This window comes from Planifilum fimeticola (assembly GCF_003001905.1).
GTDB lineage: Bacteria > Bacillota > Bacilli > Thermoactinomycetales > DSM-44946 > Planifilum > Planifilum fimeticola.
On the sequence record NZ_PVNE01000028.1, the window covers coordinates 15800 to 28667 of the forward strand.

The window sequence follows — 12868 nt, forward strand, 5'->3', positions numbered from 1 at the left end:
ATGATAAAAATATTGAAAAATCTCAAGGTGTATAAGTGGATTGTCCTTTCGGTCTTCGCCTGCGTCTTTATCGAGTCGATGGCCAATCTGTATTTGCCGACGCTGATGTCGGACATTATCGACAAAGGGGTCGTTGTCGGCAACAAACCCTATATATGGAAAATGGGCGGGCTCATGCTTTTCATTTCCGCGATTGGAGCGCTTGCGTCCATTGCCGCAAGCTACTTCTCATCAAGCGCAGCGATGGGCTTCGGGCGCGACCTTCGCCGGAAAGTATTTGTCCACGTGTTGAACTTTTCATTGCAGGAATTTGACCGGGTGGGAACCGCCTCGCTCATTACGAGAACAACCAACGATATTACCCAACTCCAACAAGTCGTGATCATGCTTTTCCGGATGATTGCAAGCGCCCCGATCATGTTTATCGGCGGGTTAATCATGGCGCTTTCGAAGGACGCCAAATTATCGCTCATTCTTGTGGCGACGATGCCGATTTTGGTGGGAGCCATCTTTTTGATCATGTCGAAAGCCATTCCGCTCTTCCGGATGGTGCAAAAACGCTTGGACCGGTTGAATTTGGTACTGCGTGAAAACTTGACCGGCATTCGCGTCATTCGTGCTTTCAACAGGGAAAAACAGGAACAGGCTCGGCTGCAAAACGCCAATAAAGATTTGACGGACGTTTCGATCAAAGTCAATAAAGTGATGGCTTTCATGATGCCGATCATGATGCTCGTCATGAACTTGACGGTGGTTGCCGTCGTCTGGATCGGCGGCATTCGGATCGACCATGGCGCCATGCAGATCGGTGATTTGATGGCTTTTGTCCAATACATCATGCAAATCATGTTCGCGCTGATCATGGCCTCGATGATGTTCATCATGATTCCGCGCGCTTCGGTTTCTGCCAATCGGATCAATGAAGTGCTGGATATGAAGCCGGTCGTCTTCAGCGAGGGGAATGAGACGGCCGATCGCAAGCGGGGTGCGCTGGAATTTGAACACGTGACGTTCCGTTATCCCGGTGCCGAAGAACCCGCATTGTCGGATATCAGTTTTAAAGCTTACCCGGGTGAAGTAACCGCGATCATCGGAGGCACAGGTTCCGGAAAAACAACCCTGGTCAACTTGATCCCGCGCTTCTTTGATGCAACGAGCGGAACCATCCGCATCAATGGCGTTGATATCCGGCATTGTACACTGGAGGATGTTCGTTCAAGAATCGGTTACGTTCCGCAAAAAGCGCTGCTCTTTTCGGGCACGATCAGCGACAATCTTCGTTTTGGAAAGGAAGACGCGACGCAAGCCGAAATTGAACATGCCGCCCGCATCGCTCAGGCCGATGACTTCATCAACAAAATGAAAGACGGCTACGAGTCCGTGATCTCGCAAGGCGGCACCAACTTATCAGGCGGTCAAAAACAACGGTTGTCGATCGCCCGGGCATTGGTCAGAAAACCGGACATTTATATTTTTGATGACTGTTTTTCGGCTCTCGATTACAAAACGGACAGGGATCTGCGCGCGGCATTGAAAGAGGAGACGAAACAGGCGACGGTCATCGTCGTGGCCCAACGCGTCAGCACCGTAATGGACGCGGATCGGATCATCGTTTTGGACCAAGGAAAAATCGCCGGAATCGGCACCCACCAAGAATTGCTTGAGACGAATGAGGTTTATCAAGAAATCGTCGCGTCGCAATTTCGGGAGGATGAGATCGCATGAGCGGGCAAAAAAGGACGCAAGGACCTGGCGGACGCGGTTTCGGGCACGGTGCCGCCTTGATGATGGCCGGCCAAAAGGCCAAGAATTTTAAAGGTACGTTGTGGCGGCTTCTGGCGTATTTAAAACCGTTTCGCCTGCAACTTTCCGCCGTCATCGTTGCTGCGACGTTGAGCACCGTTTTTATGATCCTTGGACCGAAATTGACCGGAGATGCAATCACCAAATTGTTTGAAGGCAGCTTCGCCAAGCTGAAGGGCATACCTGGCGCCGCCATCGACTTTCACGGCATTGCCCAAATTTTGATCCTGATCGCCGGATTATATGTGTTCAGCAGTTTGTTCAGTTATATTCAGCAGTACCTCATGGCAACGGTCGCGCAAAAAACGGTGTACCATCTGCGGCAAGAAGTCAACGAAAAGCTCAAAAAACTGCCCCTCAAATACTACGACGGCCATCCGCACGGGGAGACGTTGAGCCGCGTTACCAATGATATCGACCTGATCGGCACGACCCTCCAACAAAGTATGGCACAGTTCATTACGTCGTTTGTGACCATTGTCGGGATCATCATCATGATGTTGACGATCAGCCCGCTATTGACGGTGATTTCCATCGCCAGCTTGTCGATGTCGATTTTTTTCATGCGTCCCATTTTGAAAAGATCGCAAAAACGTTTTGCGGACCAACAGCGCACGCTCGGCGAACTCAACGGCCATATCGAAGAAACCTATACGGGACATCAGATTGTGAAGGCCTTTGGCCGTGAGAAAAAGGCGATCGAACGGTTCGACGAGGTCAATGAACAATTGTATGACGCCGGACGCGCCGCCCAATTTATTTCGGGCATCATCATGCCGTTGATGCTTTTCGTCGGCAACTTCGGATACGTCATGATCTGCGTCTTCGGCGGCATTTTAGTGACACAGCGCGCGATATCCATCGGCGATATCCACGCGTTCATTTCATATTCCCGGCAGTTCTCGCAACCGGTCACCCAGACGGCGAACATCGCAAACATCATCCAAGCGACGATCGCGGCGGCGGAACGCGTTTTTGAACTGCTTGATGAAGAAGAAGAAGTGGCAGAAACCGCCGCGTCCGCATTGACCCGCGCAAAAGGTGCCGTGACGTTTGACCATGTCTCCTTTAGCTACGGAGACGAACCGCTTATTGAGGATATGAACATCGATGTGAAACCCGGGCAAACCGTGGCGATCGTCGGACCGACGGGCGCGGGCAAGACAACCTTGATCAACCTGTTGATGCGGTTTTACGATGTTCGAAGCGGGAGCATCAAAATCGATGGCATTGACATCCGCGAATTGTCCAGGGAAAATCTTCGCGCCACCTTCGGCATGGTGCTCCAGGATACGTGGCTTTTTAACGGAACGATCAAAGAGAATATCGCGTACGGAAAAGACGGGGCGACGGATGCAGAAATTTTTGCGGCGGCGAAGGCGGCCTGTGCGGACCATTTCATCCGGACACTGCCGGACGGTTACGACACCGTCATCAACGAGGAGGCATCCAACATCTCTCAAGGGCAAAAGCAACTTTTGACCATCGCCCGGGCCATCCTCGCCGACCCGCCGATCATGATTCTGGATGAAGCGACATCCAACGTCGATACACGGACGGAACTTTTGATCCAGCAAGCGATGAACCGTTTGATGGAAGGGCGGACGAGTTTTGTGATCGCCCACCGTCTGTCGACGATCCGGAACGCCGATCTCATTTTGGTCATGGATCAAGGGAAGGTTGTCGAACAAGGAACCCACCACGAGCTTCTGAAAGCGAACGGATTTTATGCTGACCTCTATAACAGCCAGTTTCCGAACAAAACGGCCGTCTGAAGGAACAGAACGAGGATGCCGAATTGGAAAATCGCTGAAGAAAATCCTGTGGAGGGTTGACCATCGTCTGCAAAAAAAGGGTCTGACTTTTCATCCGTTCGAGTTGATCTCTGCCGATTGGAAGAAAGCGGCTCTCTACATAGAGGGCCGCTTTTGCGATGTGAAGGATACAATGGCATATTTTGCGGGGAACATCGACATGTATTTTGCATGTCTGTTCTCCTGCGAAACTGACAACCCCGTTTCCGGAGATGTCCCGGCCCTTCACCACACCCCAAGTTCCATTTTCCTCTCCATTCCGAATGTCTTTATTCCACTGCCTGAGAGCCCACTTCTTGTCAAAGAGTCAGGTTCAAACGGATAATGACTATAAAATCTGCAGCAAAGAGGTGGAGCACTTGATCCAACCCATCTACCTCCAGGTTCTCCGGAAAATTCACGACGGCTTGGCCGGCTCCTCCGCGGTCTGGGCGGTCACCGGCAGCCTGGGCATGGCCCTGCAGGGAATGCCGATGACGGTAAACGATATCGACATTCAGACCGACCGCTCCGGCGCCTACGAGATCGAAAGGCGCTTCGCCCCCTTTGTCACGCGAAAGGTGACCTTTTCCGAGGCGGAGACCATCCGCTCCCACTTCGGCAGCCTGACCATCGACGGCATCCGGGTGGAGATCATGGGCGACATCCAAAAGCGGCTGGAGGACTGGCGTTGGGAAGAACCCGTCGATCCGGCCCGCTTTCGCCTGTATGTGGAAAGGGATGGAATGCGCATCCCGGTCCTCTCCCTGGAGTATGAATACCGGGCTTATCTGCGTCTGGGCCGCAGGGAGAAGGCGGAGACGATCCGGAGGTGGCTGGAGGGACAAAATTCCTGACTTATGCAGAAAAACACCGATTTTCCCGGCAGAATTCATGAAAAAGAACGATAAAAAGACCGGGAGGATGCCCCGGCGCTTTCGAAGATATTCTTTTATTCGATCCCGCCGGCCAAAGATTTTTCCTTTGCACGGGGCAGCAACAGGGTAAAAGTGGTGCGCCCCGGAGCGCTTTCCTTCAAAAACAGGTCCCCTTTCTGGGCCCGGGCCAGCAGGCGGCTGATGGGCAGACCCAATCCCAGTCCCCTCGTTTTCTCCTTCTTTTTCTTCCCCCGGTAAAAGCGTTCGAAAATCAGCGGCTGTTCCTCCGGCGGAATCCCCGGACCGTCGTCGGTGAAGTCCACGGCCGCCGTTTCCGGATCGCGGGCATAGAGCCGGATTTCGATGTTTCCCTGATCCTTCAGCGCCGATCGGCTGTTGTCGAGCAAGTTGGACAGGATCTGCTGGATGCGGTGGGCGTCCCCCCGCACCATCAGGATCTCCTCGGGCAGGGTCGTCCGGAGGTGAAGGGAGGGAGGGGGATTCACCACCTTCCACCGCTCCGCCATCTCCCGGATCAACTCGTTCAGGGAGAGGGGCTTCAATTCGATCGGGACGGTGCCTGTGGCGTACGCGTTGAATTCCAGCAGGTCTTCCACCATCTTCTGTAACCGTTTCGTCTCCTCCAGGGAGATGTCCAGAAACTCGTCCGCCTCCTTGCCCGTCACGACCCGGTCCCGGACCGCCTTCAGCAGCCCCCCGATAGACGTGATCGGGGTCTTCAGCTCGTGGGTGACCCCGGCCAACAGCTCCGTGCGCAGCTCCTCCGACCGCTTCAGCCGGGAGGCCATTTCCGAGAAGGAATGGGTCAGCTCGTACAGTTCCCGCTCCTTCAGGTCCCGGGGAAGCCGGATGTCGTAATTCCCCTGCCTGAGCTGGGATGCCGCCGCCGCCACCCGGCGGATGGGGTCCGTCAGCTTGCGCGACAGCCAATAGAGGACCATCCACCCCGAAATCCCCAGGCAGAGGATGACGATGATCCAGGGGAAGATCTGACGGAAGGGCATGGTGGAACGAACGCTCTCTTCGCTGATGACGAAAACCGTTCCGATCAGCCAATTCCCCCTCCAGATCGGCTCGGCGACGATGTACCAGGCCACATCCCCATTCTCCAGCGTGTCCATGACTTCTTCCTCGGCGACGGGGCCCTTCTCCAGCAAATAGTGAAGAAGCCGCTCATTGTCGATGGCCCGGTTTTGGTAGACCGCCTTCCCCTCCCGATCGACGATCAGGATCAGGGGAAGCGGCTGCGTCTCCCGTTCTTCTCCGGGGAGATCGAAATAGCTCCGGCCCCGGGACAACAACCGGTTCCACACCGCCGAGCTGATCACCAACTCCCCCTCGCTGCCGATCCGCTCGGCGATCTCCTGGGCGAAGAGCCGGTTGAGTTGCAGGTGGTGCTTCTTCTCCCTTTCCTGCGTCCAGTACACGGACAGGGAAGCCACGATGACCAGGCTGGAGAGCAACACCAGCAGATAGCGAATCGTCCAGTACTTCAGAAGAGGAACCCGCTTTTGGTCAGCTTTCGTAGACACGGAACTGATACCCCACTCCGCGAAGCGTGATGATTTCCCCCTCGGCCTTCGGCCACTCCTTCAGGGCTTTCCTCAGGCGCTTGACCGCCAGATCCACCGCCCGGTCGCTTCCTTCGTATTCCCAGCCCCAAACCCGGTCCAGCAGTTGATCCCGGGAAAACGTCCGGTTGGGATGGCGGGCGAAAAAGGAGAGCAGGGAAAAGTCCCGGGGTGTGAGTGACAAGCGTTTGCCGCGAAGAAACACACAATGCCCGTCAAAATCGATCTTCAGGCTGCCGAACTGCGCGATTTCCCTCCCCCGCACCATCGGCCGGGGGCGGCGCAGCACCGCCCGCACCCGGGCGACGACCTCCTCCGGAGCAAAGGGCTTGGTCACATAATCGTCCGCCCCTTCGTTCAGCCCCGCTACGCGCTGGTGCATCTCCCCCAGGGCCGTCAGCATGATGACGGGGCAGGAGCTCCGGCTTCGGATCTGCTTCAGCACTTCCCACCCGTCCATCTCGGGAAGCATTACATCCAGGATGACGAGATCGGGCTGCAGGGCTTCAAACCGATCCAGCGCCTCCTTTCCGTCAAAGGCGGCCTCCACCCGAAAACCGGCCTGGCGCAGATAAGCCGCCAGGACCCGGGAAATGGGAACTTCGTCTTCCACCACCAACACCAGTCTCAAGGACACCACCCCGCCTTTCTTCCGGCATTCCTTCCTCTATTGTACTTGAATGAAAAGAAACGGGCCGAAGGGAATCGGCCCGAAAGGAGGTTGCAATCATGCCGCTGGATGTCCGCGCCGGAGAATGCGCGAAGAATCCCGAAGGAACATCGGAACCGGCTATATGGGGTCCGTCACCGAGTCAGGGGGTCCATCCCGGTCGCCTTCGGGTCCCGCCCTCGGTTTCCTCACGCGTCCGGCAACATCTCGGACAAGGTCCGGGTGATGGTGTTTGGACATGCTTATTGTAGCCGCCGTTTGTGTCAGGGAAATGTCAGGGCATTTCCGGGAAAGAAACGCGCCGGCAGTCTCTCTCCCAAACCCGAAAAGCGCCCTCATAACGGAGAGAAATCCCCGCTTCCCGATTTGTCCCCGCATTTGGGTATGGTATACTTCATTTAGACATCGGAACCTGTTGCGGAACGGGCCCTTTCGCCCGAAACACCCCACTCGGAAAGGCGGTATCATGATGAAGATGATGGATGCCCACGAAATTATCTCCTATATCCAGAACAGTGAAAAGAAAACCCCGGTAAAGGTATACATCAAGGGAGATCTCGAGGGAATCGACTTCGGCCCGGACGCGAAGGCCTTTGTCGCCGGCCGCGTCGGCGTGGTCTTCGGCGACTGGAAGTCTCTGAAGCCCGTGCTGGATGCCCACAAGGAAAGCATTGAGGAGATGGTCGTGGAAAACGACCGGCGCAATTCGGCCATCCCCCTCCTCGATCTGAAAGACATCCCGGCGCGGATCGAGCCCGGCGCGATCATCCGCGAACAGGTGGAGATCGGGAAAAACGCGGTCATCATGATGGGTGCGATGATCAACATCGGGGCCGTGATCGGCGAAGGAACGATGGTGGACATGAACGCCGTGATCGGAGGTCGGGGAACCGTCGGCAAAAACTGCCACATCGGCGCCGGAGCCGTCATCGCCGGAGTGATTGAACCGCCCTCGGCCAAGCCGGTGATCATCGAAGACGATGTGGTGATCGGAGCCAACGCCGTCATCCTGGAAGGCGTACGGGTCGGCAAAGGGTCCGTGGTGGCGGCGGGGGCCATCGTCACTGACGATGTGCCGGAATACACCGTCGTCGCCGGAGTTCCCGCCCGGGTGATCAAAAAGATCGACGAGAAAACCCGCGCGAAGACGGAGATCAAACAGGAACTGCGTCAGCTTTGATTCGGAAAAGCCGCCCGGCGTTCCGCCGGATTGGCGCCCGGAATCTCCTCCTCAGGGCCGCACGGCCCTTTTTCTTCAGACGAAACTCCGATCGGAGGAACCGCGATGAACGAATGGAAAAGACTGGACGAACAATACATTCTGCCCACCGTCAGCAGGCTGCCCATCGCCATCGAGCGGGGGGAAGGCAATTATCTGATCGATACCGACGGAAAACGCTATCTGGACCTCTTCACGGGACTGGCCGTCAACGTCTTGGGGCATTCCCATCCGGCCATCCTCCGGGCGTTGGAGGAACAGGGGAAGAAGTTTTTGCACATCTCCAACCTCTTCCTGAATCCTCCGGCCATCCGCCTGGCCCGGCGGCTCGTGGAAAACAGCTTTCCCGGCAAGGTCTATTTCGCCAACTCCGGAGCGGAGTCGACGGAGGCCGCCGTCAAGCTGATCCACAAGTGGATCCGCGCCGAAGGAGAGGGAAGGGACGGCATCGTCGTGCTGAAAAACAGCTTTCACGGGAGAACGCTGGGTGCCCTGCGCCTGACGCGCCAACCCTCGGTCTACCAGGATTACCCCCAGCCCGATTTTCCCATCTACGAAGTGGAGCCCAACAACGTGGACGAGCTGGTCCGCGTGTGCGAAACGAAGCGGCCCGCGGCCATCCTGGCGGAGCCGATTCTCGGAGCCGGGGGAGTGCTCCCTCTCTCCAGGGCGTTCCTGGAGGCGATCGGCGACATCTGCAGGCGGCAAAACATCCTGTGCTGCATGGATGAAATCCAGACGGGAATGGGGCGGACCGGCACGCTGTTCGCCTACCAGCAAACCGGCCTTCAACCGGACCTGCTCCTCTTCGCCAAAGGGGTCGGCGGCGGCCTCCCTCTCGGGGGGATCATCGCCGGCCGGCGGCTGTCCCACCTGTTCCGCCCCGGGGACCACGGCACCACCTTCGCCCCTTCTCCCCTCAGCGCCGCCCTGGGAAATGCCGTCCTCGACGTGCTGCTGGAAGAGGACGGACTGGAGATGGGACGACGGGCGGCGGAACACCTCTGGAACCGCCTGCGGGCGCTCCGGCAAAAACATCCGGATGTGATCCGTGACATCCGGGGGAAGGGAATGATGATCGGCATTCACACGGGGCGCTCCCCGGAGGAGATCCTCCGGCTGATGCAGGATCTTCTGAAAGAGGGGATCCTGGTCAACGTGACCGCCAAAACGGTGATCCGCCTGCTTCCTCCCCTCACGCTGACCCGGGAAGAAATCGACCGCTTCGCCGACACCCTCGACGGGTATATCACCGCCCGTTTTTCCGCATAGGGAGCGGCCGCCGGGGAAACCCGCCGAGGGCTTTCTCACCCAGCTTCTCAGGAAAGGAGTCCGGACATGACGACGGCTCTCAACCCCTTTGTCGCTCTGCGGCGCCAATTGCATCAAATTCCGGAACCGGGATTCGGAGAGGTGAAAACCCAGCGGCTGCTGCTGGATTACCTGGCCACGCTGCCTGGGGAACGGATGGAGATCCAAACCTGGAGAACGGGGATCCTCGTCCACATCGCGGGGAACAATCCCTCCCTCCGCATCGGATATCGGGCGGACATGGACGCGCTGCCCGTGGAAGAGGAGACCACCCTCCCCTTTCGCTCCACCCATCCGGGGTGGATGCACGCCTGCGGTCACGATTTCCACATGGCCATCGCCCTGGGGGTCCTCACCCATTTCGTCCATCATCCCATCGACGACGACCTTCTCTTCGTCTTCCAGCCGGCGGAGGAAGGGCCCGGTGGGGCCAAACCCCTACTGGAAAGCGAAATCTTCAACGCCCGGAGGCCGGATATGATGCTGGCCCTCCACATCGCGCCGGAATACCCCGTTGGAACCATCGCCGTCAAACCGGGAATTCTGTTCGCCAACACCTCCGAGCTGTACATCGATCTGGTCGGACAGGGCGGCCACGCGGCCATGCCCCACCTGGCGAACGACATGGTGGTTGCCGCTTCCCAACTGGCCATCCAACTGCAGAGCATCGTCTCCCGCAACGTGGATCCGCAGGAGGCGGCCATCCTGACCATCGGAAAGCTTCACGCCGGCACCCGGCAGAACGTCATCGCCGGAAAGGCCCGGCTGGAAGGGACGATCCGCACCCTCTCCCCGGATACAATGCGGAAGGTCAAGGACCGGATCGGGGCGATGGTGCGGGGAATCGGCGAAGCTTTCGATTGCCAGACGGCCATCGATTGGGGGGCGGGCTACTGCCAGGTGTATAACGACGAGTCCCTCACCCGGGAATTCATGGACTGGATCCGCACCACCGAGGTTCGGCTGGTCGAATGCCGGGAGGCGATGACCGGCGAAGACTTCGGCTACTTCCTGCGGGAGATCCCCGGTTTCATGTTCTGGCTGGGGGTGGAAACCCCCTACGGACTCCATCATCCCCGGATCGAGCCGAAGGAAGAGGCGATCGAGGTGGCCATCCGCCTGGTTACCCGCTACATCGAATGGAAGTCGCGTCGGGGAAGAGGATGAGGGCATACCTGCCGTCCGGTTGCTCACATCCTGAAAAAGATTGCCTTTCCCCGGAAATTGGATTATAATAACAATCAGTATAAAGCGAGGGGGTTGTGAAGAGCATGTTCAATGTTTTCGCTCAGCTTAAATGGCATAGCGAAAACATACCGGAGCTCTTCACAACCTGCTTGTTTTTATACGTATAAAAATCGACATTAACAAACGCAGGCAGCAAAGGCACCGGTATGTCCGGCGCCTTTTTTGCTGGAACAGCGATGATCTGTTCGGTTTGTCTCCGGCGCCGGTTACCCGGCGCCTTTCTTTGTTGGAAACCCTATTTTCCTCCGAGGGGGCGCCGGCGCCGCCGTGCCTCTGGTGCCTGCCGAGGAGGGAACGTCATGGAAACCAAATACGACCGGCTGAAGGCGTTTGTCGCTGAGAAGGGATGGCCCATGTACCGCTTCAACCAAATCCTGCACGCCATCTTCAAGGAGAGGATCGGCGAATTCGAGCGGATGGCGACCCTGCCGCTCCCGCTTCGCCATCAGTTGCGGGAACGGTTTGGCAAGAGCGTTTTGCGCCTGAGACCCGCACTCCGAAAACGGTCCGGCCAGGCGGACAAAGTGCTGTTTGAACTGCCCGATTCCAATAAGATCGAAACGGTCCGGCTGATCTACCGCGCGGGCTGGCAGTCCTACTGCGTCTCCTCCCAGTGCGGATGCGGCTTCGGCTGCAGCTTCTGCGCCACGGGCAAGATCGGTTTCAAGCGCAATTTGAGCGCGGATGAGATCACCGATCAGATCCTTTATTTTCATCTGCAGAATCATCCCATCGACAGCATTTCCCTGATGGGAATGGGGGAGGCGCTGGCCAACCCGCAAACCTTCGCCGCCCTGAAAGTCCTGACCGATCCCCGGTTGTTCAACTTGAGCCCCCGGAGGATCACGGTCTCCACAATCGGGCTCATCCCCCAAATCGAACGTCTGTCCAGAGAGTTTCCGCAGGTGAATCTCACCTTTTCGCTCCATTCCCCCTTTGACGAGCAGCGGAGCGCTCTGATGCCCATCAACCGGAAGTATCCGTTGAACGAGGTGTTGGACGCGTTGGATGCGCACATCCGCAAAAATCGGCGCAAGGTGTACATCGCCTACATCGTTCTGCCCGGTGTCAACGACACACCCGAACATGCCGGGAAACTGATTTCCCTGCTGCGGGGACGTGGCCCCTGGGATTATCTGTATCACGTCAACCTGATCCGTTACAATCCCGCCAGCGGGGCTCCGAAGGCGTACCAGCGGCCGAACGAGGATGAACTGACCCGCTTTTGCAGGCGTTTGCGAAGAGCGGGTGTGAAGGTGACCGTAAGACAATCCTTCGGCGTGGACATCGAAGCCGCCTGCGGACAATTGTACGGGCGGTACTACATCCGCGGCAAGCCGGAGGAGCGAAAAAGCCCTGCGCCGCAAGAGCAGTGAAGCGACTCCGGGGAAACATCGACCGGCAGCAGAAAACACCTTTTGGATGTGCCCGGCCGACACCCCGGCGCATCGAAAATGCCCCGGCCCCGTCACGGAGCCGGGGATTTCCACATTTTCAGGATAATCCGATCAGGCAGAAGAAAACCCGTCAACACCCGCTTCTCCGGTGGATCTTCAGAATCCGGAGCCAATTCCCCTGCGCAAAACGCCCCGCGAACCCGCAGGTCTTACACCTGATGTCCCGTTCAGTCAGCCTCTCGGCAGATCGGAACCCATCTCCGACGTGCGGAGGGACGCAGGTGATGGCCTTCATCTGCGCATCCCCTTCCCTGCCGCTCCGATCCTATTTCCGGAAAAGAGTCAACCTCCGGGGCGTAATCCGGCACGTTTGCATCCGATTGAAGGAAGAGGGAATCCTGCTCCATCGCATCGCGATGAGCAGTTCCTCCTCCCAGGCCATGCCGGCAGTGGATTGGGCCGTCGCAACTTGGAAGGCGAGATTCGCGCCGGATTCCTTATCCCGGCGATTCCTTCCGTCCGGCCGGTGGATCTTTCCAAAACTGCATCCCGCCCCGGAAATCACCCATCTCAGTTGCAGACTTTGCAGTCTGCGCCCCCATGTTCAATAATTCACATACCCTTCTTCTTTGCCCTTGCCAGACACCCTTCGGCGGAAAACTTCCAGTGTCCCCCAAATCACCCGCAAAGACGGTCAGCCGTTCCCCGCCAAGGACCTTTCCCCTTCCCCTTTTCCGGCCGAGCCGCCCGCTTTTCGAAAAAGCGGGTAAGACCGACTCATCCCCCCTCATCCTCTCCCGGGAAGGACTGCCTGTCAAACAACGGAAACAAAATATCACAAGTCGAAACCCTTTTTGTTCAATTTATCACAAATAATCTCCGCTTTTCCCTGTACACTGTCTTTGGATCAAGAAAAAAACATTGTGCGGGAGCAGTGGGACGGAACGGACAGCTTGA

The 12868-nt window shown here is 57.3% G+C and carries 10 protein-coding genes; 8 read left to right on the forward strand and 2 right to left on the reverse strand.

Annotated elements, in window-relative coordinates:
* The 3 genes from CLV97_RS14720 to CLV97_RS14735 all read left to right on the forward strand — a co-directional run bounded on the left by CLV97_RS14720 (position 1) and on the right by CLV97_RS14735 (position 4453).
* Complete coding sequence (locus CLV97_RS14720; RefSeq protein WP_106346287.1) at positions 1–1725, forward strand: ABC transporter ATP-binding protein; 1725 nt, start codon at positions 1–3, stop codon at positions 1723–1725.
* Positions 1722–3578: an ABC transporter ATP-binding protein gene (locus CLV97_RS14725; protein WP_106346288.1), complete on the forward strand. Its 1857-nt coding sequence runs from the start codon at positions 1722–1724 to the stop codon at positions 3576–3578. The genes CLV97_RS14720 and CLV97_RS14725 overlap by 4 nt, the downstream gene beginning before the upstream one ends.
* 398 nt (positions 3579–3976) lie before the next feature.
* The gene (locus CLV97_RS14735; protein ID WP_106346290.1) at positions 3977–4453 is read left to right on the forward strand and encodes a nucleotidyltransferase domain-containing protein; all 477 of its coding nucleotides are present in this window, start codon (positions 3977–3979) and stop codon (positions 4451–4453) included.
* A gap of 95 nt (positions 4454–4548) precedes the next feature.
* Here CLV97_RS14735 and CLV97_RS14740 read toward each other — a convergent pair whose 3' ends face one another.
* Both CLV97_RS14740 and CLV97_RS14745 read right to left on the reverse strand, forming a co-directional pair.
* Positions 4549–6027, reverse strand: a complete 1479-nt coding sequence (locus CLV97_RS14740; RefSeq protein ID WP_106346291.1) for a HAMP domain-containing sensor histidine kinase — start codon at positions 6025–6027, stop codon at positions 4549–4551.
* Positions 6011–6697, reverse strand: coding sequence for a response regulator transcription factor (locus tag CLV97_RS14745; RefSeq protein WP_106346316.1), 687 nt, complete (start codon positions 6695–6697; stop codon positions 6011–6013). The genes CLV97_RS14740 and CLV97_RS14745 overlap by 17 nt, the downstream gene beginning before the upstream one ends.
* 508 nt (positions 6698–7205) lie before the next feature.
* On the opposite strand from CLV97_RS14745, the gene dapD reads away from it, so the two are divergent.
* The 5 genes from dapD to CLV97_RS14775 all read left to right on the forward strand — a co-directional run bounded on the left by dapD (position 7206) and on the right by CLV97_RS14775 (position 12522).
* A complete protein-coding gene (gene dapD / locus CLV97_RS14755; protein WP_106346317.1) occupies positions 7206–7916 on the forward strand; it encodes a 2,3,4,5-tetrahydropyridine-2,6-dicarboxylate N-acetyltransferase in 711 nt (236 codons plus the stop codon).
* A 105-nt stretch (positions 7917–8021) separates the two neighbouring features.
* Positions 8022–9227: an aspartate aminotransferase family protein gene (locus tag CLV97_RS14760; RefSeq protein ID WP_106346293.1), complete on the forward strand. Its 1206-nt coding sequence runs from the start codon at positions 8022–8024 to the stop codon at positions 9225–9227.
* Positions 9228–9293: 66 nt separating this feature from the next.
* Positions 9294–10433: an N-acetyldiaminopimelate deacetylase gene (locus tag CLV97_RS14765; RefSeq protein WP_106346294.1), complete on the forward strand. Its 1140-nt coding sequence runs from the start codon at positions 9294–9296 to the stop codon at positions 10431–10433.
* A 380-nt stretch (positions 10434–10813) separates the two neighbouring features.
* On the forward strand, positions 10814–11890 hold the full coding sequence (locus CLV97_RS14770) for a Cfr family 23S rRNA (adenine(2503)-C(8))-methyltransferase (protein WP_106346295.1): 1077 nt from the start codon (positions 10814–10816) through the stop codon (positions 11888–11890).
* A gap of 302 nt (positions 11891–12192) precedes the next feature.
* On the forward strand, positions 12193–12522 hold the full coding sequence (locus CLV97_RS14775; protein WP_146130516.1) for a hypothetical protein: 330 nt from the start codon (positions 12193–12195) through the stop codon (positions 12520–12522).
* The last annotated feature ends 346 nt before the right edge of the window (positions 12523–12868 follow it).

Coding starts and splice junctions, on each gene's coding strand:
- CLV97_RS14720 (WP_106346287.1), top strand. CDS start 1: ATGATAAAAATATTGAAAAATCTCAAGGTGTATAAGTGGATTGTCCTT.
- CLV97_RS14725 (WP_106346288.1), top strand. CDS start 1,722: ATGAGCGGGCAAAAAAGGACGCAAGGACCTGGCGGACGCGGTTTCGGG.
- dapD (WP_106346317.1), top strand. CDS start 7,206: ATGAAGATGATGGATGCCCACGAAATTATCTCCTATATCCAGAACAGT.
- CLV97_RS14760 (WP_106346293.1), top strand. CDS start 8,022: ATGAACGAATGGAAAAGACTGGACGAACAATACATTCTGCCCACCGTC.
- CLV97_RS14765 (WP_106346294.1), top strand. CDS start 9,294: ATGACGACGGCTCTCAACCCCTTTGTCGCTCTGCGGCGCCAATTGCAT.
- CLV97_RS14770 (WP_106346295.1), top strand. CDS start 10,814: ATGGAAACCAAATACGACCGGCTGAAGGCGTTTGTCGCTGAGAAGGGA.